General features: G+C 71.7%; 18 protein-coding genes. 11 read left to right on the forward strand and 7 right to left on the reverse strand.

The genetic code is table 11. The features are described 5' to 3' along the window. Positions 1-109 precede the first annotated feature (109 nt). The 3 genes from CRT60_RS08480 (at position 110) to CRT60_RS08490 (ending at position 7,657) form a co-directional block, all read left to right on the forward strand. Positions 110-1,912, forward strand: a complete 1,803-nt coding sequence (locus CRT60_RS08480) for a hypothetical protein (RefSeq protein WP_098736267.1) — start codon at positions 110-112, stop codon at positions 1,910-1,912. Next, positions 1,912-5,376: a PAS domain S-box protein gene (locus tag CRT60_RS08485; protein ID WP_098735972.1), complete on the forward strand. Its 3,465-nt coding sequence runs from the start codon at positions 1,912-1,914 to the stop codon at positions 5,374-5,376. The genes CRT60_RS08480 and CRT60_RS08485 overlap by 1 nt, the downstream gene beginning before the upstream one ends. 196 nt (positions 5,377-5,572) lie before the next feature. Then, positions 5,573-7,657, forward strand: a complete 2,085-nt coding sequence (locus CRT60_RS08490; RefSeq protein ID WP_244592360.1) for a methyl-accepting chemotaxis protein — start codon at positions 5,573-5,575, stop codon at positions 7,655-7,657. 17 nt (positions 7,658-7,674) lie between these two features. On the opposite strand, the gene CRT60_RS08495 is transcribed toward CRT60_RS08490, so the two are convergent. Together CRT60_RS08495 and CRT60_RS08500 are read right to left on the reverse strand one after the other, a co-directional pair. After that, positions 7,675-8,403, reverse strand: a complete 729-nt coding sequence (locus CRT60_RS08495) for a ChrR family anti-sigma-E factor (protein ID WP_098735973.1) — start codon at positions 8,401-8,403, stop codon at positions 7,675-7,677. Beyond that, positions 8,400-9,050: a sigma-70 family RNA polymerase sigma factor gene (locus CRT60_RS08500; protein WP_098735974.1), complete on the reverse strand. Its 651-nt coding sequence runs from the start codon at positions 9,048-9,050 to the stop codon at positions 8,400-8,402. Before CRT60_RS08500 ends, CRT60_RS08495 begins: the two co-directional genes overlap by 4 nt. A 221-nt stretch (positions 9,051-9,271) precedes the next feature. On the opposite strand from CRT60_RS08500, the gene CRT60_RS08505 reads away from it, so the two are divergent. From CRT60_RS08505 to CRT60_RS08520, 4 genes are read left to right on the forward strand one after another with little or no spacing between them, the layout of a single operon-like run. Further along, on the forward strand, positions 9,272-10,666 hold the full coding sequence (locus tag CRT60_RS08505; protein ID WP_098735975.1) for an NAD(P)/FAD-dependent oxidoreductase: 1,395 nt from the start codon (positions 9,272-9,274) through the stop codon (positions 10,664-10,666). Beyond that, the gene (locus CRT60_RS08510; RefSeq protein ID WP_098735976.1) at positions 10,666-11,514 is read left to right on the forward strand and encodes a DUF1365 domain-containing protein; all 849 of its coding nucleotides are present in this window, start codon (positions 10,666-10,668) and stop codon (positions 11,512-11,514) included. Before CRT60_RS08505 ends, CRT60_RS08510 begins: the two co-directional genes overlap by 1 nt. Next, positions 11,511-12,785, forward strand: coding sequence for an SAM-dependent methyltransferase (locus CRT60_RS08515; protein ID WP_098735977.1), 1,275 nt, complete (start codon positions 11,511-11,513; stop codon positions 12,783-12,785). The genes CRT60_RS08510 and CRT60_RS08515 overlap by 4 nt, the downstream gene beginning before the upstream one ends. Positions 12,786-12,802: 17 nt before the next feature. Further along, the gene (locus tag CRT60_RS08520) at positions 12,803-13,330 is read left to right on the forward strand and encodes a DUF3833 domain-containing protein (RefSeq protein ID WP_098735978.1); all 528 of its coding nucleotides are present in this window, start codon (positions 12,803-12,805) and stop codon (positions 13,328-13,330) included. On the opposite strand, the gene CRT60_RS08525 is transcribed toward CRT60_RS08520, so the two are convergent. Genes CRT60_RS08525 through CRT60_RS08535 form a run of 3 tightly spaced genes read right to left on the reverse strand, consistent with a single transcriptional unit; the run spans position 13,293 to position 14,837 of the window. Continuing rightward, positions 13,293-13,739 (reverse strand): nuclear transport factor 2 family protein, encoded by a 447-nt coding sequence (locus CRT60_RS08525; RefSeq protein WP_098735979.1) that lies wholly within the window; start codon positions 13,737-13,739, stop codon positions 13,293-13,295. The two genes, CRT60_RS08520 and CRT60_RS08525, sit on opposite strands and share 38 nt — an antisense overlap. Next, positions 13,736-14,527, reverse strand: a complete 792-nt coding sequence (locus CRT60_RS08530; protein WP_244592361.1) for an SDR family NAD(P)-dependent oxidoreductase — start codon at positions 14,525-14,527, stop codon at positions 13,736-13,738. Before CRT60_RS08530 ends, CRT60_RS08525 begins: the two co-directional genes overlap by 4 nt. A gap of 55 nt (positions 14,528-14,582) precedes the next feature. Next, a complete protein-coding gene (locus tag CRT60_RS08535) occupies positions 14,583-14,837 on the reverse strand; it encodes a hypothetical protein (RefSeq protein ID WP_098735981.1) in 255 nt (84 codons plus the stop codon). Between the two features lie 366 nt (positions 14,838-15,203). Between CRT60_RS08535 and exbB the strand changes: the two genes are divergently transcribed. From exbB to CRT60_RS08555, 4 genes are read left to right on the forward strand one after another with little or no spacing between them, the layout of a single operon-like run. Next, on the forward strand, positions 15,204-16,172 hold the full coding sequence (exbB, locus tag CRT60_RS08540) for a tonB-system energizer ExbB (RefSeq protein WP_244592362.1): 969 nt from the start codon (positions 15,204-15,206) through the stop codon (positions 16,170-16,172). A gap of 5 nt (positions 16,173-16,177) precedes the next feature. Next, positions 16,178-16,606 carry a TonB system transport protein ExbD gene (exbD, locus tag CRT60_RS08545; RefSeq protein WP_098735982.1) on the forward strand — a complete coding sequence of 143 codons (429 nt, stop codon included), beginning with the start codon at positions 16,178-16,180 and terminating at the stop codon, positions 16,604-16,606. Continuing rightward, the gene (locus CRT60_RS08550) at positions 16,603-17,472 is read left to right on the forward strand and encodes an energy transducer TonB (protein ID WP_098735983.1); all 870 of its coding nucleotides are present in this window, start codon (positions 16,603-16,605) and stop codon (positions 17,470-17,472) included. The genes exbD and CRT60_RS08550 overlap by 4 nt, the downstream gene beginning before the upstream one ends. Before the next feature lie 43 nt (positions 17,473-17,515). Then, entirely contained in the window at positions 17,516-18,811 is a 1,296-nt protein-coding gene (locus tag CRT60_RS08555; protein WP_098735984.1) for a PepSY-associated TM helix domain-containing protein, read from the forward strand. 36 nt (positions 18,812-18,847) lie between these two features. On the opposite strand, the gene CRT60_RS08560 is transcribed toward CRT60_RS08555, so the two are convergent. Further along, positions 18,848-19,342 carry a hypothetical protein gene (locus tag CRT60_RS08560; protein ID WP_098735985.1) on the reverse strand — a complete coding sequence of 165 codons (495 nt, stop codon included), beginning with the start codon at positions 19,340-19,342 and terminating at the stop codon, positions 18,848-18,850. Between the two features lie 96 nt (positions 19,343-19,438). Further along, positions 19,439-20,191, reverse strand: coding sequence for a phosphatase PAP2 family protein (locus CRT60_RS08565; protein WP_244592363.1), 753 nt, complete (start codon positions 20,189-20,191; stop codon positions 19,439-19,441). Positions 20,192-20,215 lie beyond the last annotated feature (24 nt).

Genomic DNA, 20,215 nt, shown 5'->3' on the forward strand with positions numbered 1-20,215 from the left:
CGGCCGTTCTGGTATGGTTGCCTCCACTGGTCACACGCCTTTGTCCAGTGCGGCAGAGATGGGCGTAACCGCAACAGGGCCGCAAATGGGGCCGCAGTCCGAGTCGCCGATGAGCCCATCCGACCATTCCCTGCCCGCCCCGCAAACGGTCCGCGCCGCCTCCGCCGCCTCCGCCGCCGCGCCTGCCGCCGGTGCGCCCTCCATCGCGGCGCCCGCGGTCGCGGCGCTATGCGGCGTGGCGGTTTTCCTGCTGTCGGCACTCGGCCCGTTGCGTGAGGCCGCACCCCTGGCGCTTCCCCTGATGGCCGCCGGCTGCTGTGCGGCGGCCGGGCTGACGCTGCTGTCGGTCTGGAGAGCCGCGCGCGGCAAGACCGCGGAATTCACGCCGCTTCCCGTCCCGGCGACGCCGCCGCCGGCCCCCGACATGGCCGCCGGGGCCACCGTCCGCATCGCCGCGCTGGAAGAGGCGTTGCACCAAAGGGACAGGCAGGCTGCGGAGAGGCTGCGCAACCTGCAACTGGCCGCGATGGATGTCCGTGCCGAGCTTGCCTGCGCCATTGTCCACGACATGAACAATGCGCTGGGCGCGGTCTCGGGCTATGCCGACTTCCTGGTCAGCGACCTGCCCGCGGACTCGCCGCAGGCCGACTATGCCAGCCGTGTCCTGACGGCGGTGACCCGCGTCGGTCCCGGCCTGCGCAGGCTGGTGTCGGCCGCAAGGATGGAGCCGGTCCCGCTGAAGCCCGAGCGGGCCGCCGGCATTCTGGACGAGGCGGCCGCACTGCTGCGGACCGTTCCGGTGCAGCCGGGCAGTCTGGCCGTCCGCCACGACCCCGGCGTGCCCGATCCGGTCTGCAACGCCGGCCTGCTGGCGCGGACCCTGGCGGGTCTGGCAGCGGAGATCCTCGCCGCCTCCGGCCGGGCCGGCGATGCCCGGCTTTGCCTGCGCGCCTCGGTTCCGGCGCAGTTGGGGGCCCGGTCGGGGGCAGGGCTGGGGGCTGGGCCAGGGGCGGGGTTGGGATCGGAACTGCTTGCGGATCAGGACGATCCGGATCGGGACGCCGCCGGCTGGACCGTCCGGCCCCTCCTGACGCCGCGCCGCGGACCGCACATCCTGTTCGAGCTGCGGGTCGACGGCCCGCCGCTGGCCGACGACGTGCTGTCCATGCTGGTCGACCCGCTGCTGTCCGCCCGTGCCTGCTACCGCCGCGGCCGGTCGGAGCGGGAGGAGGGCGCCTCCTGGCCGGCAGCCCTGCTGACCGCGCGGCTCCACGACGGCGGGCTCAGCCTGCTGACCCACCCGGTGGAAGGGACGGCGGTGCGGCTGCACATTCCCGCCGTTCCGGCGCCGCTCCGCACCGCCAGGGCGGCGACCCCGCAACCGGAGAACGCGACGCCACAGCCGCCGCAGCAGGCGGCGCCGCTGCCCCGGCAGGTGCCGGGTCCGGCGACGCGCAGTTCCCAGCCGGCCTGCAAGGTTCTCGTCGTCGATGCCGACCCGGCGTCCGGCGACCGGTTCCAGACCGGGCTGGAACGGCAGGGATTCGAGGTGTCGGTCTGCGACGACCTTCGCGATGCGCTGGACGTCGTCGCCGACGAGCCGGGCTTCTTCGATGCGGTGGTCATCGGTCCGGGGCTGAGCGCGCTTCCCGCCGGCCTTGCGCTGGCCGGCCGCCTGAAGGCGCTGCGGCCGGACCTGCTCTGCGTGCTCTACGGCGCGGCCGGCGCCGAGTTTCCGGGGGCTGGCGCCGTCCCGCTTCATGTCGAGGCCGGCGGTCCGGCCGATCTGCTGCTGCCGCTGCCGGTCGACATGCCGCGGCTGGCGCGCGGGGTGGCGGCGCTCGCCGCCGGCGGCAGCCGGAGGGAGAGCGGGGAGGAAAGCGGGGACGGGATGGCCGGAGGGCGGCGCTGATGCGTGGACGCCTTCATCTGCAAGGCTTCATCGTCGCCATCTGGACCGCGACCCTGGTGATCGCCGCCGGACTGTGGGCGGCGGCCCTGACGCTCGCCCATTACGACGATGCCGAGGCGATGGCGCGGGCCGAGCGCGACAGCGGCAACCTTGCCCGCGTCGTCGCCGAACAGGCGACCCGGACCATCGCCGAGGCCGACCAGATCCTGCTGTTCCTGATCGACGATTACCACGAGCATGGCGACAACTGGACCCACGGCATCACCCAGATGCTGCGGCAGGCGGTGGAGCGCTCGAGCATCCTGGTCCAGCTGGCGGTGATCGACGAGCATGGCGACCTCATCCACACCAGCGTGGAGGATGCGCCGGTCCGCATCCATCTGGCCGACCGCGAGCATTTCCGTGTCCATGTCAACAACCCGGCCGCCGGCCTGTTCATCGGGAAGCCGGTGTTCGGCCGCGCGTCCGGCAAATGGTCGATCCAGCTGACGCGGCGCATCAGCAACAGCGACGGCAGCTTCGCCGGGGTGCTGGTCGCGTCGATGGACCCCTTCTATTTCAGCCGCTCGCTGGAGGAGCTGGACGTCGGCCCCAACGGGGCGGTGGCGATCATCGGCACCGACGGCATCCTGCGCGCCCGCTCGCTGATGAACGACCGCATCGTCGGGCGCGACGTCGGCGAATCGCCGACCCTGCAGATGGCGCGCCTCCGGCCCACCGGCTTCGTGCGCAGCGCCAGCGTGATCGACGGGATTCCGCGCCTGCAATCCTTCCGCACCCTGGCCTCCTATCCGCTGATCGTCACCACGGCGTTCGACGAGGCCTCCTTCCTGGCCGACACGCGGCGGCGGCAGCGGGTCTATCTGCTGGCGGCGGCGGCATGCAGCGCCGGGCTGATCGGGCTGGCCCTGCTGGCGACGCGGCAGACGGCGCGGCTCGCCGCCCTGGCCCGCCAACTGGCCCAGAGCGAGGAGCGGTTCCGCGATCAGGCGGAAACGGCGTCCGACTGGTTCTGGGAGATGGACGCCGACCTGCGCTTCTCCAATCTGGCCGGGCCGCTGGTCCCGCATGTCGTCAACGGCACGCTGCCCATCGGCCTCAGGCGCGAGGATGTCGCGCTGCGCGAACCGGGCGATACGCCCAAGTGGGAGCGACACCGTCAGGCGATGGAGCGGCGGGAGCCGTTCCGGAACTTCCGCTACCGGGTGATGACGGCGGCGGGGCTGCGCTATTTCAGCGTCAGCGGCCGTCCGGTCTTCGAGGAGAGCGGGGAATTCCGCGGCTATCGCGGCTCGGCCACCGACATCACCGAGCGGGAGCTGGCCGCCAACCGGCTGGCCTCCAGCGAGGCGCGCTACCGCGCCATGTTCGAGGCGGTCGGCCAGCCGATCGTCACCATCGACGAGCATGGCACCATCGACGCCTTCAACCGCGCGGCGGAGCGGCTGTTCGGCTACCGCGCGGCCGACATGGTCGGCGGGCCGATGACCCGGCTGATGCCTAGCGCGATCGGCGCCGTCCATGACGGGCTGCTTGCCACCTACCGCGGGAGCGATGCCTCCGCGCCGCGCTCGGAGATCCGGGAGCTGACCGGCCGCCGCAAGGACGGCAGCGAGTTCCCGCTGGAGGTGACCCTGGCCGGCTGGCGCGAGGGCGACCGCCGGTACGTCACCGGCGCGCTCCGCGACGTCACCGCCCAGCGCGAGATCGAGGCCAGCCTGCGCCGCGCCAAGGAGGCCGCCGATCAGGCCAACCGCGCCAAGGGCGAGTTCCTGGCGACCATGAGCCACGAGATCCGCACGCCGATGAACGGGGTGCTGGGGGCGCTGGCCCTGGTCGAGGGGCCGAACCTGAACGAGGAGCAGCGCCAGCTTCTGGACGTCGCCAACCGGTCGGGCAACGCGCTGTTGCAGATCATCGACGACATCCTCGACCTGTCCAAGCTGGAGGCCGGCAAGGCGGAGGTCGAGCCGGTGGACTTCGAGTTGCGTGCCGTGCTGGGCGACAGCATCGACCTGCTGGAGCCGGCCGCCTGCGGCCGCGGCCTGATCCTGACGCGGGAGGTGGCGCCCGCCGTGCCCGACCGGGTGCGGGCCGACCTGCGCCGCATCCGGCAGGTGCTGGTCAATCTGGTCGGCAACGCGCTGAAATTCACCAACCGGGGCGGCGTGTCCGTGCGGGTCGGGCTGGAGGGGGCCGGAACGGGAGCGGCGGCGGGAGCGGCGACGCTGGCGGCAGATGGCGGCTTCTTCCTGCGGTTCGAGGTGGCCGACACCGGAATCGGCATTCCGGAGAATGTGCAGCAGACCCTGTTCCGCCGCTTCACCCAGGCCGACAGCTCCACCACCCGGCGCTTCGGCGGCACCGGGCTGGGGCTGGCGATCAGCCGGGAGCTGGTGACGCTGATGGGCGGGCGCATCGGCGTGGTCAGCACCGAGGGCAAGGGCAGCACCTTCTGGTTCACCGTCCGCTGCGAACCCGCCGCCGATCCGTCGGCGGGGGTGCTGACCGTGTCCTGCGATCCGGAACCGGTGCCGGCGGTAGGGGGTGGGGCATGGGGCGGGGCGGCGGGCGGGGCGGCGGACGGAACCGCGCAGCCGGCCAGCCTGCATGTCCTGGTCGCCGAGGACAACGAGATCAACCGCGACATCGTCGTCACCATGCTGCGCCGCGCCGGCCATCGCGTGACCGCGGTGGAGGATGGCTTGCAGGCGGTGCGTCTGGTGGAGGAGGGCGGTTTCGACCTCATCCTGATGGACGTGCAGATGCCGGTGATGGACGGGGTCACCGCGACCCGGCACATCCGCACCATGCCGGGCGAGGCCGCCCGCCTCCCCATCGTGGCGCTGACCGGCAACGTCATGCCCGGCCACCGCGCCGAGTATCTCGCCGCCGGTATGACCGCCTATCTGACCAAGCCCATCGTGTCGGCCGACCTGTTCGACGTGCTGGCCTCGGTGGCCACGTCGCGGGCGGCCGGCGGGACATGGGGGGACTCCGGCCTGCCGCCGCGGGCGCCCATGGCATCCGTTTCCCCGGCAGCCCCGTCGCCCGCCCCGTCCGAGGCGGAGGCCTGGCGCGCCGCGCCGCTGCTGGACGACGGGCAGGCCTCGTCGCTGCGTGCGGTGATCGGCGAGGAGGCCTGGGCGCAGACGCTGGTCGCCTTCCGGCGGACGGTGGGCGACAGCGTGGCCGCCGTCCGCGCCGCGGCCGGGCGGGAGGGGGGCGCCGTGCCGCCGGTCCGCATCGCCCACACCCTGAAGGGAACGGCCGCCAACATCGGCGCCGTGCGCTTGAGCCGCCTGGCTTCGCTGCTGGAACAGCGGGCGCTCGACCATGGCGGCTGGACGGCCGGAGACCCGCACTGCGAAGCGCTGGAGGGCGTCGCCGAGGCCACGCTGGACGCCCTGGCGTCCCGGTTCCAGCCGACGGACGATGCCGCGCTGGAGCAGGAGACGGCCTGACGCAACGAATGCTTCACCGGCTGTTACTTTGTTTCCGAAGAGATTTCATAGAGTTTCTCAAGAAGAACAGCGACGTCGCGTCGCATATGCATCCGTAAAGAAGTATTTTCGGTGACCGAATGATGTGTAAGGTCTAGGGTGCGCAGTCTCGGCCCGTGCCGATCATTCGTACTCTTAACCAGTAAAGTTCCTCATCATGAAGGCTGCCGGAAGCATTCTCCACGTCATCTCGATCCGGGCGAAGGTCGTGGCGGTCGCGGTGTTCGTCTTCGCCGCGGTCGGCCTGTCCTCGGTCCTCACCATGCGCGACATGAGCCGGCAGACCGACCATCTGTCGGAGGTGCAGCACGACACGCATGACCTCGTCGGCAGCGTCATTCCCCTGGTTTCCCTGGTCGGGGAAATCCGGTTCGACGTGGTGCAGACACAGCAGTGGCTGACCGACGTTTCCGCCACCCGCGGGCTGGACGGCATGAACGACGGGCCGGAAAAGGCCGCCGACTATGCCCGCCGGTTCGAGGAGCACGCCGCCAAGGCCACCGAACTGGCGCGGGCGCTGGCCCTGCCCCAGGTGGTCGACGAGATCGGGCGCGCCCGCAAGGCCTTCGGTCCCTATTACGAGATGGGGCGGCGCATGGCGCAGGCCTATATCGACGGCGGGCCGGAAGCCGGCAACCGGATCATGGGCGAGTTCGACAGCGTCGCCGACGCCATGGGCGACAGCATGGAGGCGCTGGGCGCCAGCGTCGTCGCCCTCAGCGCCGACCGGCTGAAGGAGCTGACCGGCGGCATCGGGGCGGTGCGGGAGGCGGCCGACGGGCTGCGCTGGACCCTGATCGGCGCCGGGCTGGTCATCCTGCTGATGGCCTCGGCCTGCGTCGTCTTCCTGGAGGCGGCGATGATCCGTCCGCTGGAGCGGCTGCGCCGCGCCATGGTGGCGCTGGCCGGCGGCAGCCTGGACGTCGAGGTCGGCCTGAGCGAGCGCCGGGACGAGATCGGCCACATGGCCGACACCGTCCGCGTGTTCCAGCAGGGCGCGCGGGAGAATGCCCGGCTGCGCCTTGCCCAGGAGGAGACCCGCCGCCGGGGCGAGGAGGAGCGGCGCCAGGCGCTGGAGGCGATGGCCGAGAAGGTGGAGCGCGAGACCCGCGTCGCCGTCGATCATGTCGCCGAGCGGACCAGCCGCATGAGCGGCAATGCCGGCGCCATGGCGGAATCGGCGGTGCAGGTCAGCGACAACGCCCAGAACGTCGCCGCCGCCGCCCAGCAGGCGCTGAGCAACGCCGAGACCGTCGCCGCCGCGACGGAGGAGCTGTCGGCCTCCATCGGCGACATCGGCATGCAGGTGTCGACCGCCACCCGGGTCACCGGCCGCGCGGTGGAGCGGGCGGGGCTGGCCCGCTCCACCATCGAGCGGCTGTCGGCATCGGTCGAGCGCATCGGCGCCGTCGCCCGGCTGATCGGCGACATCGCCAGCCAGACCAACCTGCTGGCGCTGAACGCCACCATCGAGGCGGCGCGGGCCGGCGATGCCGGGCGGGGCTTCGCCGTGGTGGCGAACGAGGTGAAGAACCTCGCCAGCCAGACCGCGCGGTCCACCGAGGAGATCGGCTCGCTGATCGCGGAGGTGGAGTCGGTGACCGCATCGGCCGTCGGCGTCGTCGGCGAGGTGGCGGAAACCATCGACGAGGTGGCCGGGATTTCCTCTTCCATCGCCGCCGCGGTGGAGGAGCAGGCGGCGGCGACCCAGGAGATCGCCCGCTCGGTCAGCCAGACCAGCGACGCGGCGAAGGAGGTGTCGCTGCGCATCGGCCGCGTTTCCGCCGAGGCCGACTCAACGCAGAACCGGGCCGGCGAGATGCGGACGGTGGCGGACGACGTCGCCGGCGGCATCGACGCCCTGCGCAACGTGCTGGTCCACGTGGTCCGAACCGCCACCAGTGACGTCGACCGCCGCAAACGCCCGCGTTTCGCCGTGTCGATGGGCTGCGGTCTGGAGGTCGCGGGTGCCGGCCCGGTGCGTGCCGTCGTCGCCAACCTGTCGGCGGGCGGCGCCATGCTGACCGGCGCTCCCGACCAGGTTACCGGCGGGCATGCTATCGGCGGGATGGTGACCCTGCGGATCGACGGGGTGTCCCGGCCGCTCGCGGCGCGGGTCAAGTCCAGCGAGCGCGGCCGGCTGCACGTGAAGTTCGATCTGTCCGACGCCGACCGGGAGGTGTTCGAGCGCGAGCTGGAGCGCCTGACCCACGGCCTGACGCCGATGGCCGCCGTTGCGTGACGCTGGGTGAGCTGCCGCTACAGCCCGATGAAGGGCTGCATCAGCCGGCCCATCAGGCCGGTGAAGCGCAGCGGCGCTTCGGTCGCGATCAGGCAGATACAGTCGCGGTGGCTGTCGGCGATGGGCTGGTGGTTGGTGTCGCCATCGACCTCCGCCAGATCGCCGGGGCCGTAGCGGCCGAGTTCATCGGCGAAATGGCCGCTCAGCACCACGGTCAGCTCCAGCCCGCCATGGCCGTGGTGGGGCAGGGCGGTGCCGGGCGCGATGCGCAGAAGCTGGGCCGCGCCGCCGGATGCCGTGCGCGGCAGCAGTTCCACCCGCCGCACGCCGGGGGCCAGACGCTGCCAGGACAGGCTGTCCAGGGATGGGACATAGGCGCGCAGCGGGCGGGGCAAACCCGTCGCCGGTTGCGGCGCGGAGGCGGCTTTCGGCTTGCTCCACAGCGGCTTGAGGCGCAGGGCCTTGCAGGGATTGGCCGGCGCCTCCTCCCGGTCGAGCCGGTCCAGGGTGGCGGCCAGCGACAGGCTCTCCAGCGGGGCCGGCGGCAGATCCTCCAGCAGGGCGCCGCCCAGCGCCTCCACCTCCGCCAGGGTGGCGCGGCAGTCGGGGCAATGGGCGAGATGGACCGCCACGGCCAGCGACAGCCCCTCTCCCAGGCTGCCGGCGCCATAGGCCACCAGCAACGCATCGCTGGGATGGTGATTCGGCAGCAGGGCCATGGCGGCAGCGGGGTGGTGGGCGGTCATCGGTCGTCGTCTCCCAACGCTTTGCGGATCTTGGCCATCGCCAGGCGCAGGCGCGATTTCACTGTGCCCAGCGGCACGTCCAGCCGTTCGGCGATGGCCGGATGGGCAAGGTCGGCGAAGAAGGACAGCCGAACCACCTCCGCCTGTTCCGGCGTCAGCGCCGCCAGCGCACCGCGCAGGCGGCGGGCACGGCGGTCGCCGTCCAGCAGCTCGTCGGCGGGCGGGCGGTCGTCCTCATGCTCCAGCAGCTCGTCGTCGGACACCTCCGGATGCCGTTCACGGCGCAGCACATCGATGCGCAGGTTGCGCGCGATGGTGAAGACCCAGGTGGCCGCCTCAGCCTTCGCCGGATCGTAGAGCTGGGCCTTGCGCCATACCGACAGCATGGTGTCCTGCGCCAGATCCTCCGCCCGCTGCGCCGGCATGCCCAGCTTCAGCATGTACGCCTTCACCCGCGGGGCGAAATGGGCGAACAGCCGGGCGAAGGCCTGACGGTCCCCCGCCGCCACCGCGACCAGATCGGCGGACAGCCGGGCTGCCGCCGGATCGTCGCAGCCGCGCGCCGCCAGCCCGGCTCTTGGCCGGTCCGGCTTGGCCCGGTCCGCTCCGGCGGCGTGCGTCAGAAGAGTGGCGAGTGGGGCGATCATGCTGGAGGTACGCCGACGCCTGCGCTTCGGATCACTGCCGCCCCTGGTCTTTTTGTCCATTCGCCCGGGTGGCGGGAAAGCGCGGGCGTGGCGATGATCCAACCGCGATCCGCCTCCGTATCCCGATCACACGCCGAGCCTACCCAATTCGGATAGAGTGCGGCCCGGGACATCGTCGAGACCCCCCGATCACCGCCAAGTCCCCCAAAGAGGGCAGCCCCATGCCGCAATCACCGCCCGAGACCAGCCCGCCGGCCCCGCTCGACATCGCCGTCATCGGCGCCGGCATCGCCGGACTGTCGGCGGCGTGGCTGCTGTCGAAGTCGCACCGCGTCACCCTGTACGAGAAGGAGGACCGGCCGGGCGGCCACGCCAACACGGTGGAGGCGGACGGCGCCGGCCCGGTCGACACCGGCTTCATCGTCTACAACGAGCCCTGCTATCCCAATCTGGTGGCGCTGTTCGACCATCTGGGCGTGGCGACGCGGGCGACGGACATGAGCTTTTCCGCTTCGCTGGACGGCGGGCGGGTGGAATATGCCGGCAGCTCGCTCGCCACCCTGTTCGCGCAGAAGCGCAACCTGCTGCGGCCGCGCTTCTGGCGGATGCTGGCCGACCTGCTGCGCTTCTACCGCGAGGCGCCGGGGCTGCTGGCCGGGTTGCAGCAGGGTTCGGCGGCGGAGACGCTGACGCTGGGCGAGGTGCTGGACCGCGGCGGCTATTCCGACGCCTTCGTCCGCGACCATCTGCTGCCCATGGCCGCCGCGATCTGGTCGACGCCGGCCGCTGCGATGCGCGACCATCCCGCCGCCGCCTTCCTCCGCTTCTGCGACAACCACGGCCTGCTGAAGATCAAGGGCCGGCCCGTCTGGCGCACGGTGGAGGGCGGCAGCCGCAGCTATGTGGACCGCATCCTGGCCGACATGCCCGGCGCCCTGCGTCTGAACCGTGCGGTGGAGGGCATCGTCCGCGAGGGGGACCGTGTGCTGGTGCGCGACCGCCGCGGTGCGGTGCGCGCCCACGACCATGCGGTGATCGCCACCCATGCCGATCAGGCGCTGGCCCTGCTGGAGGATGCCGGTGAGGACGAGCGCCGGCTGCTGGGTGCCTTCGGCTATGAACGCAACCTTGCCATCCTGCACAGTGACGCCTCCCTGATGCCGAAGCGCCGGGCGGTGTGGTCGAGCTGGAACTATCTGGCCGAGCGGCGGGACGACGGCCAGGGGCAGGACGCCGTGTGCGTCAGCTACTGGATGAACCGCCTGCAAGGCTTCCTGCCCCGGGAGCGCGACCTGTTCGTCACGCTGAACCCGGTGCGGCCGCCGCGCGAGGGCAGCATCCTGCGCAGCGTCCTTTACGACCATCCGATCTTCGGGATGGAGGCGCTGGCGGCGCAGAAACAGCTGTGGAGCCTGCAAGGGCAGCGGCGGACCTGGTTCGCCGGCTCCTATTTCGGCGCCGGCTTCCACGAGGACGGCGCGCAGGCCGGGCTTGCGGTGGCGGAGGCGCTGGGCGGCCTGTCCCGGCCCTGGACGGTGCCGAACCCGTCCGGCCGCATCCATGTCGGACCGGCGCCGGTGCCGGGCGCCCGTGCCGCCGCGCTGGAGGCGGTGTGATGGAGGGGCGGCCCTTCGCCTCCGGCCTCTATGTCGGCAGCGTGATGCACCACCGGGTGAAACCGGTGCGCCACCGGCTGTCCTACCGGGTGTTCAGCCTGCTGGCTGATCTGGACGAGCTTCCCCTGCTTGACCGCGAGTTGCGGCTGTTCGCCCACAATCGTTTCGGACTGCTCGGCTTCCGCGACCGCGATTTCGGGCCGTTGGGCGGGATGGGGTTGGGCGGTATGGGGATTGACCTCAAGGGCTGGGCCGAGGGCCAGCTCGCCGCCGCCGGGATCGAGGGGGGAGGGCCGGTCCGGCTGCTCTGCTTCCCGCGGGTGCTGGGCTTCGTCTTCAATCCGCTCTGCGTCTGGTTCTGCCACCGCCGCGACGGGACGCTCGCCGCCGTCATCCACGAGGTGTCCAACACCTTCGGGCAGCGCCACGCCTATCTGATCCCGGCGGCGGCCGGACCGGACGGGCTGGTGCGCCAGCGCTGCGACAAGGGCTTCTACGTCTCGCCCTTCATGGACATGGAGACCGCCTATCACTTCCGCATCCGCCCGCCCGGCGGGTTGGCGGGGGAGCCGCTGGCGGTGTCGATCCGCCAGACCGATGCCGAGGGGCCGGTGCTGCACGCCGCGCTGACCGCCCGGCGGGTGGAACTGACCGACGCCGCCATCCTGGGCGCCTGGGCCCGCCACCCGCTGATGACCGCCAAGGTGGTGGCCGGCATCCATTGGGAGGCGCTGCATCTCTGGCGCAAGGGGCTGGCGATCCGTCCGCGCCCGCCGGCCCCCGCCCATCCCGTCACCGTCGTGAAAAGCGCCATCCTGCCCGTTTCCGAGAAGGCTTTCCGTCCATGACCGACGCTGTTACCGACATGGCCACCGACATCGCCGCGAGCACGCTCCGACGGCAGCCCCGATGGCTGCGGCTGCTGACCGGAGGGGATTTGTGGACCGGCGCCCTGGCGAGGATGGCCGGCCGCATCCGCCGGGGCGAGCTGACCCTGCGCCTGCCCGACGGGCGGACGATGTGCATCGGCGATCCCGCCCGGGGGCCGCAGGCCGACCTGACCCTGCTGGACGGGACGGCGGCGCGGCGTCTGCTGCTGGGCGGCGGCATCGGCATGGCGGAGGCCTATGGCGACGGGCTGTGGCACACCGGCGACCTGCCGGCGCTGATCGAACTGGCGATCCGCAACGAGGGGGAGTTGGGCGGCGCGTCGAAGAGAAACGTACTGAAGGGCACCCTGGCGGCGGCGCTCGCCAACCGGCTCTTCCACCGCAGCCATGCCAATTCCCGCCGCGGCAGCCGCCGCAACATCGCCTTCCATTACGATTTGGGCAACGACTTCTACCGCCTGTGGCTCGACCCCGGCATGACCTATTCCTCCGCCCTCTACGAGCGGGAGGGCCAGAGCCTGGAGGATGCGCAGGACGCCAAGGTCGCCCGCGTCGCCGAGCTGCTGCAGCTCCGGCCCGGCGACCGGGTGCTGGAGGTCGGCTGCGGCTGGGGCGGCATGGCGGAGCATCTGGCCGGCCGCTTCGGCGCCTCGGTCACCGGCCTGACCCTGTCGGCGGAGCAGCTCGCCTTCGCCCGCCGCCGCGTGGATGGCGCCGGGCTGGCGGACCGGGTCGATCTGCGGCTGACGGATTACCGGGATGCCGGCGGCAGCTTCGACCGCATCGTCTCCATCGAGATGATCGAGGCGGTGGGGGAGGAGCATTGGCCGCGCTATTTCGCCACCCTGCGCGACCGGCTGCTGCCGGGCGGAGCGGCGGTGGTGCAGGCGATCACCATCGACGACGCACGTTTTCCCTCATATCGCCGCCGCTGCGACTTCATCCAGCGCCACATCTTCCCCGGCGGCCTGCTGCCTTGCCCGTCGGCCTTGCGCGCCGAGGCGGAGCGGGCCGGGCTGGTGGTGGAGCATGTCGAGACCTTCGGCGAGTCCTATGCCCGGACCTGCGCCGAGTGGCGGCGGCGCTTCCTGGAGGCCGGGCCGCAGGTGGCGGCGCTGGGCTTCGACGGGCGGTTCCGCCGGCTGTGGGACTATTACCTCGCCTATTGCGAGGCCGGGTTCCGCGCCGGGACCATCGATGTCGGGCTCTGGCGTTTCCGCAAGCCGTGAGCGGGGGGACCCTTGCGATGAAGATCGAGGATTTCGCCGCCAACACGCCCGAGCTGCGGATCGAGCGGTATTTCGCCGGGCGCACCCATGCCTGGGGGGTGTTCGAGGACCGCTTCGGCACGCTGCGCCGCAGCTTCACCGTTACCATCGACGGGCGGTGGGACGGGCAGGAGCTGGTGCTGGACGAACGCTTCCTCTATGCCGACGGCGAGACCGAGCGCCGGGTCTGGCGCATCGCCAGGACGGCGGAGGGCCGCTATGAGGGGCGGGCCGACGACGTGATCGGCACGGCGGTCGGGCGGGCGGCCGGCAACGCGCTGAACTGGACCTACGAGATGGCGCTGAAGGTGGGCGGCGACCGCTGGCGCGTGCGCTTCGACGACTGGATGTGGCTGCAGCCGGGCGATGCGCTGATCAACCGTGCCAACGTCTATCGCTGGGGCCTGTGGATCGGCACGGTCAGCCTGTTCTTCCTGCCCGAAGGCCGGCTGGCACGGCCCGATGCCGTCAACGCGGCGGATATGCGCCCAGCCGCTGCCGAATGAGGCGCAGCGGCGCGCCCAGCAGCGGCAGGCGCAGATAGACATGCTCGCCGGAATCCCAATGGTCGATGTGTTCGGCCACCCGCCCGTCGGCGGCCTGCCGCACCTCGCTGGTGCCGATGACGTCCATGCGGCCGATGCCGGTCACCGTCGCCTCGAACCGCCAGCGCAGGATCGCCAGATCGGGGGCGAACAGCCGGTGGGTGACGGTGAAGCGCAGGTCGCGGCAGCCGTTCAGCGTGTGGACCAGCACCGCGCGCACCGCGTCCCGCCCATGGGCGTCGTTGAAGGGGTCGCGGAACCGGACCTCCGGCACCGTCAGCGCGGCAAGCCGGTCGAGCGTGTCGAGGCTCAGATGTTCGAAGAAGTCGGCCCAGGCGTCCAGCCCCCGGCTCCTGGCGTCGTCCGTCATGTTCCCGTCGCCTTGCGCACCAGGGGGAAGTAAAGCCTATAGGGCAGGCAGCGCGCCAGTTTCAGCTTGCGGGTGAAGCGCCGCGGAAAGGCGATCTCGAACCCGTCGCTGTTCAGCCCGTCGGCCAGTTCGCGGGCCGCATCCTCCGCCGGCATCAGGTCCGGCATGTGGAAACTGTTGCGGGCGGTCAGCGGCGTGTCGATGAAGCCGGGGCAGACCAGCTGAAGTCTGATCCCGGCGCGGTCGCAGTCGGGCTTCAGCGATTCGCACAGGTTGATCAGCGCCGCCTTGGTCGGGCCGTAGGCCGCCGCCGTCGGCAGGCCGCGGTAGCCGGCGACCGAGGCCACCACCGCCAGCTGTCCGCCTCCCCGCGCCCGCATCCGCGGCAGCAGCGCCTCCAGCCCATGGACGACGCCCATATAGTTGACCTCCATCAGCCGGCGGGCGGTGTCGGCGGAGAAATCCTCCAGCGACATCGGGCTGTGGGTGCCGGCGTTCAGCACCGCCCGGTCGATGGGGCCCAGCCAGCTTTCGATGGCGGCGACGGTGGCCGCGGTCGCCTTGCGGTCGGTTACATCGAGCGGGAACATGCGCATCCGGTCGGGCACCATCTGGACGGCGGCGGTCAGATCCTCGACGGTGCGGGCGGAAAGCGCCACCCGCGCTCCGGCATTGGCGAGGTGGATCGCCAGCGCCCGGCCGATGCCGCTGCCGGCCCCGGTGATCCAGGTGACGCCCTGCGAACCGCCGTCCGAGCCCTTGCCCATGTCACCACCCGCGCCATCCATGGTGTGCGCTCCGCGCAGTTTCGCCGTCGCGGTACGTGGCCAAGGCTCCACCGGATCACCGGAGCCGGCGGGCCAGCTGGTCGCCGCGCTCCGACAGGTCGCGCATCAGGGCGCGGGCCTCGTCCTCTCCGGTCCAATGGGCGATGGACGCCATGCCGTCGGGAGTGTCCTCGGCACCGTCGCGCCCGCCGCCGGAGTCGTCCGGCATGCCGAACACCTGTCCCGCCCGCACCTCCACCACCGCGAAGCGGCCGTCGCTGGCCACCAGACGGAAGCTGCCTTTTTCCTCCACCACCGAAAGCTGGGTCATCGGCCGTCTCCCTGGCATTGTTCCATGGCCGGTTCAACCGGCGGGAGTGCCGGAAGGTTGCGGTGCGTCAAGATTCTTCGCGACAACCGGCCGGAAGGATGGTAGTGAGACTTATTCGCACTTGGCTGCAGCCACCGTTTCTCGATCTTCGATTGTTCGCACCGCCAACAAAACGGCGGTCTGACGGGGTCGAATTCCCACAAAAAACGACTGAATCCGCGCCGGGCGCGGTCGATTTTCAGTGCGAGTGCGACTCATTCGCATTATAACCGCGGTGGGGTATCCGTTTCGGGGGTTGCTCCCGAGCGCCATCGGGTTTTTTGCAGTGCGCGTGCTGGGCACGCGCCGAGGGGGAGTTGGACCGCCATGCCGACATCGTTTCGCCACCGTCCTGTCCTGGCCGCCGTCCTTGTCGGCGCCGGGGCGCTGATGGCCGGCGCCGTCCAGGCGCAGGAGGCTGCCGCGCCCGCCGCCGCCGTGCCGGGAGTGGCTCAGGGTGTGGCGCAAGGAGCGGCATCGGCGGTAACTCAGGGTGCGGCCCAGGGAGCGACGCACGGCGTGCCGGAAGCGGCGGCGGCGTTGGCGTCGCTGCCGCACGACCTGTCGCCCTGGGGCATGTTCGTCACCGCCAGCCCGGTGGTGCAGGCGGTGATGATCGGTCTGGCGCTCGCCTCGGTCGTCACCTGGACCATCGCCATCGCCAAGACGGCGGAAGTCACCTCGGCCAAGCGCAAGGCGCGGGCGGCGCTGGAGATGCTGGAGGAGGCACGGTCGCTGTCGCAGGCGGCGGAGCGGGTCGGCTTCAGCCAGGGCACGGCCGGCGCGCTGGTCCGCGCGGTGCTGGCCGAAACCCACATGTCGGCCGATGCGCCGTCGCGTGACGGGCTGATGGACCGCGCCGCCTCGCGGCTGGAGCGGATCGAGGCGGCGGCCGGCCGGCGCATGGCGCGCGGTACCGGCATCCTCGCCACCATCGGCTCGACCGGCCCCTTCATCGGCCTGTTCGGCACGGTGTGGGGCATCATGACCAGCTTCATCGGCATCTCCAAGGCGCAGACCACCAACCTTGCCGTCGTCGCGCCGGGCATCGCCGAGGCGCTGCTGGCGACCGCCATCGGCCTCGTCGCCGCCATCCCGGCGGTGGTGGTCTACAACGCCTGCAGCCGCGCCATCGGCGGGCACAAGGCGCAGCTGACCGACGCGTCGGCCGCCGTGCTGCGCCTGCTGAGCCGTGATATCGACCGCCATGCCCTGCCGCGCCCCCATGCGGTGCCCGGCCATGGTGTTCAGGGCCATGCCGCGCAGGCTCACGGCAATTCCCGTGCGGCGGAGTAAGGGCGATGGGTGCGCGCCTCGGCTCCGGCAACGAAGACGATCTGACCGAAACCCATGAGATCAACGTCACGCCCTTCATCGACGTCGTCCTCGTCCTGCTGATCATCTTCATGGTCGCGGCACCGCTGGCGACGGTGGATGTGCCGGTCGATCTGCCGGCCTCCACCGCGACGCCGACGCCGCGGCCGGACAAGCCGCTGTTCCTGACCATCCAGGCCGACAAGACGCTGTCGCTGGGCGAAACCGCGACGACGAAGGAAGCGCTGGGTGCGGCGCTGGACGCTGCCACCAACGGCGACAAGACGCAGCGCGTCTTCCTGCGCGCCGACAAGACCGTCGATTACGGCGCCCTGACCGAGGTGATGAACAGCCTGCGCGGCGCCGGCTATCTGAAGATCGGCCTCGTCGGGCTGGAATCGGCGCCCGCCCCATGAGTGCCGCCTTCGACCATGGTCCCGCCGACTGGTCCGCTGGCGATGAGGACCGGCCGGGGCGGGGAGCCTTCCGCTGGGGCGGCAGCCTGATGGTGGCGCTGGGCGTCCATGCCGCGGCCGGTGTCGCGATGGTCGCCTGGCATGTGCCGATCATGCCGTCCGACGCGGAGCCGCCGGCCGTTCTGCTGGAACTCGCCCCGCTGCCGGTGGCTCCGCCGGAACCGACGCCGGCCATCGACATCCCCTTGCCGGAACCGATGCCGGAGCCGGTGATCGAACCGCCGCCGCCCGAACCGGAGCCCGAGCCGGTCGTCGAGGAACCGCCCCCGCCGCCCGAGCCGCCGCCTGTGGTCGAGCCGGAGGTCGTGCTGCCCAAGCCGCCGCCCGAACCGCCGAAGCCCAAGCCCGAGGTGAAGAAGGAAGCGCCCAAGCCCCAACCGGAAAAATCCAAGCCGGAGAAGCCGAAGCCGCCGCGTCCGGTCGCCCAGCCGGCGCAGCCCGCCCCGGTGGCAGCACCGCCTGCACCGGCCCAGGCGCCCGCCCCGGCGGCACCGGCGCCGTCGGCCGCGCCCAGCCGGGCGGTGCCGAGCTGGCAGGGCCGGCTGCTGAGCCATCTGGAACGGCACAAGCGCTACCCGCGCGCCGCCCAGGCCCGCCGGCAGGAAGGCGTCGCCCAGGTCCGCTTCACCATCGACCGCGAGGGCAACGTCCTGTCGGTCCAGCTCGACCGCAGTTCCGGTGTCAGTTCGCTGGACGAGGAGACGGTGGAGATGGTCCGCCGCGCCTCCCCCCTGCCGGCCCCGCCGGAGGAGATGGCGAAGGACCGCATCGAGCTGGTGGTTCCGGTCCAGTTCTTCATCCGCTGACCCGCAGCCCGTCCAACCGCCCAATCCCGTCAGAGCCCATCCCATGGCCAACGCCAGCAAGCCGCGCAGCCAGCGCCTGTGGTATCGCACGCTTCAGAACATCCACCTGTGGGTCGGCCTGATCCTCTGCCTGCCTCTGGTCGTCCTCGGCATCACCGGGTCCATCCTGGTGGTGGACGAGGAGCTGCGCAGCCTGACCGGCGACGCGCCGGCCCGGGAGGTGTCCGGCGCTCCGGCCGACGGTCCGATGCAGCCGGTGTCCGCCATCCTGGCTGCCGCCCGCGCCGCCGCACCGGCCGGGACGCAGCCGGGCTTCCTGGTCCTGCCTGAAGAGCCGGGCCGTCCGGCCACGGTGCGCCTCGTCGCCGCGCGCAACGGTGAAAGGGGCGGTGACAGGGGTGGCGAACGGGGCGGGGAACGGCCGCAGGGGACGCCTCAAGCTGCTCCCCAGGGCGCTCCCCAAGCTGCTCCGGCGCCGCAGGGGGGACCGGTCGGCATGCTCAGCATCGATCCGGTGTCGCTGGCGGTGACCGGCGGCGCCAACCCGGCGCAGGCGTCCGGCGGCTTCCTGCGCACGGTCCACATGCTGCACGGCAACCTGCTGATCCGCGACCGCAGCGGCCGCGAACTGGTCGGCTGGCTGGGCGCGGCGATGCTGGTGCTGGGGGTCAGCGGCCTCGTCCTGTGGTGGCCGCGGCCGGGCCGCTGGAAGGCCGCCTTCACCGTCAAGGCCGGCGCCCGCGGCATCCGCCTGAACCGCGACCTGCATGGCGCGGTCGGCATCTGGTCGCTGCTGGTCTTTCTGATCGTCAGCTTCTCCGGCGTCTATCTCGCCTTTCCGCAGACGCTGGGGGCCGGCGTGTCGTCGGTTCTGCCGGCCCGCGACCTGCGCGCCGCGGTGACGGTCCAGCCGGTGAAGGGCGCCACCCCCATCGATGTCGACCGCGCGGTCGCCCTGGCGCAAGATGCGATGCCGGGAGCGGTCCTGCGCTCCGTCTCGCCGCCGGCGCGGCCGGATCAGGCGTACCGGATCGGCCTCGCACCGGCCGGGCAGGTGCATGGCGCGCCCATCGCCACGGTGTTCGTCGATCCCTGGACCGCGCAGGTGGCCGAGGTCCGCGACCCGGCAGGCTACAGCGCCGGCGAGACGGTCATCGCGTGGCAGCGCCCGCTGCATGCCGGCGAGGGGCTGGGGCCGCTGTGGAAATGGGCGGTCTTCCTGTCCGGCATCCTGCCGCCGCTGTTCGCCGTCACCGGCACGCTGATGTGGTGGCTGAAGCGCAAGGCCCGCCGCGCCAAGAACGCGGAGCGCGCGGCGGCCCTGGCCGCTGCGGAGTAAGGGTAGGGGCGCCTGCTGACGGCGCCCGCTCGCCCCTCAATCCAGAGTCGGTTCCATCCGCTTGCCCACCCGCCGTTGGGAGTCGACGGCGGCGCGCAGCCGGTCGCGGGCGGCGCCGCGGCTGCCGGCGGTGGCGGCCGGGCGCAGGCCGTTCAGGGCCGCCAGGAAATTGGTGCCGGCGCGTCCCTTCGGTTCGGCACCGCGCCGGGCCGGCAAGGCCGGGATCTCCTGCGTCACCACATCGCGGCTGGCGTCGGTGCCTGCCGTTTCCGCCGTCTTCGCCTGGGCGCGGGCCTGCTGCGCCTCCACCCGCGCGCGGGCGACGATGCGGTCGCGCAGATCGGCGTCGAGCGTGCGGAACACGCGCGACGCCTCGGTCAACTCGTTCTCCCGCCCGCTGTCCAGCGTCCGCTTCAGGGCGTTGGCCAGCAGGCGGCATTCCAGGACACCGGGCACCCGCTCGCGCTCCACCGCGCGGGCGAGGACGCCGACGGCTTCGAGGGTTTCACGGTCGAGGGTGCCCTGGGGCATGGTGAGGCCCGATCCAAAAGGGTTAGGGCCGACACTATCGGTCGGCAAGCGAGCTTATTCAACCCGCTTGTCACCCTTTTGTGCGGCGCACCCGGATCAGCGTCCGGCGGTGGTTTCCGGCCGGTCCTGCTCCACCGCACCCCGGCGCTGGAGCCACTCGGCGATCATCCAGCAGAAGGCCGCCCAGGCGGCGCCGACGCTCCAGCCAGCCAGAACGTCGGTCGGCCAATGGACGCCGAGATAGACGCGGCTCGACCCGATGATGAGCGTCAGCACCATCGCCCAGGTCAGCAGATAGGCCTTGGTGCGGCGGCCCTCGACGAACTGGGTCAGCAGGGCGCCCAGCGTCAGGTAGACGACAGCCGACTGCATGGCATGGCCGCTGGGAAAGCTGGCGGAGATCACCTCGTCGCCATGCGGCACCAGATCGGGGCGGGCGCGGTCGAACAGCATCTTCAAAACGGTGCTGAGCATTCCGCCGCCGCCGACCGACACCAGCACCAGCAGGGCCGCCGCGCGCTTGTGCAGCAGCAGCAGGAAGCCCAGCGTGGCGACGGTCAGGATGGCGAGGATGGTGGTGCTGCCGAGCGAGGTGATGTCGCGCGCCACCCGCGCCAGCCACCAGGGTCCGCCGGGCTGGTCGGGGTTCAGCGGATCGCGGAGCGCCAGCAGGATGCGCTTGTCGAAGGCGCTGGTTTCGCCCTCCATCACCTCGCCGGCCAGTTCGACGAAGCCGAACAGCAGGCCGGCGATCACCGAGAGGCTGACGAGCATCCCCAGCCGGTGCCGGCTCAGCTTCGCCCAGAACCCGTTTCTACCGCCGCCTCCGACCGCTTCGTTCCGGCTCACCCGCACCCTCCATCCCTGTTGCCG

Origin of the sequence: Azospirillum palustre, from assembly GCF_002573965.1 — a bacterium.
GTDB classification, from domain to species: Bacteria; Pseudomonadota; Alphaproteobacteria; order Azospirillales; family Azospirillaceae; genus Azospirillum; species Azospirillum palustre.

Excerpts from the sequence above, each read along its gene's own strand:
- CRT60_RS08480 (WP_098736267.1), top strand. The coding sequence starts at position 110 with ATGAGCCCATCCGACCATTCCCTGCCCGCCCCGCAAACGGTCCGCGCC.
- CRT60_RS08485 (WP_098735972.1), top strand. The coding sequence starts at position 1,912 with ATGCGTGGACGCCTTCATCTGCAAGGCTTCATCGTCGCCATCTGGACC.
- CRT60_RS08490 (WP_244592360.1), top strand. The coding sequence starts at position 5,573 with ATGAAGGCTGCCGGAAGCATTCTCCACGTCATCTCGATCCGGGCGAAG.
- CRT60_RS08495 (WP_098735973.1), bottom strand. The coding sequence starts at position 8,403 with ATGACCGCCCACCACCCCGCTGCCGCCATGGCCCTGCTGCCGAATCAC.
- CRT60_RS08500 (WP_098735974.1), bottom strand. The coding sequence starts at position 9,050 with ATGATCGCCCCACTCGCCACTCTTCTGACGCACGCCGCCGGAGCGGAC.
- CRT60_RS08505 (WP_098735975.1), top strand. The coding sequence starts at position 9,272 with ATGCCGCAATCACCGCCCGAGACCAGCCCGCCGGCCCCGCTCGACATC.
- CRT60_RS08510 (WP_098735976.1), top strand. The coding sequence starts at position 10,666 with ATGGAGGGGCGGCCCTTCGCCTCCGGCCTCTATGTCGGCAGCGTGATG.
- CRT60_RS08515 (WP_098735977.1), top strand. The coding sequence starts at position 11,511 with ATGACCGACGCTGTTACCGACATGGCCACCGACATCGCCGCGAGCACG.
- CRT60_RS08520 (WP_098735978.1), top strand. The coding sequence starts at position 12,803 with ATGAAGATCGAGGATTTCGCCGCCAACACGCCCGAGCTGCGGATCGAG.
- CRT60_RS08525 (WP_098735979.1), bottom strand. The coding sequence starts at position 13,739 with ATGACGGACGACGCCAGGAGCCGGGGGCTGGACGCCTGGGCCGACTTC.
- CRT60_RS08530 (WP_244592361.1), bottom strand. The coding sequence starts at position 14,527 with ATGGATGGCGCGGGTGGTGACATGGGCAAGGGCTCGGACGGCGGTTCG.
- CRT60_RS08535 (WP_098735981.1), bottom strand. The coding sequence starts at position 14,837 with ATGACCCAGCTTTCGGTGGTGGAGGAAAAAGGCAGCTTCCGTCTGGTG.
- exbB (WP_244592362.1), top strand. The coding sequence starts at position 15,204 with ATGCCGACATCGTTTCGCCACCGTCCTGTCCTGGCCGCCGTCCTTGTC.
- exbD (WP_098735982.1), top strand. The coding sequence starts at position 16,178 with ATGGGTGCGCGCCTCGGCTCCGGCAACGAAGACGATCTGACCGAAACC.
- CRT60_RS08550 (WP_098735983.1), top strand. The coding sequence starts at position 16,603 with ATGAGTGCCGCCTTCGACCATGGTCCCGCCGACTGGTCCGCTGGCGAT.
- CRT60_RS08555 (WP_098735984.1), top strand. The coding sequence starts at position 17,516 with ATGGCCAACGCCAGCAAGCCGCGCAGCCAGCGCCTGTGGTATCGCACG.
- CRT60_RS08560 (WP_098735985.1), bottom strand. The coding sequence starts at position 19,342 with ATGCCCCAGGGCACCCTCGACCGTGAAACCCTCGAAGCCGTCGGCGTC.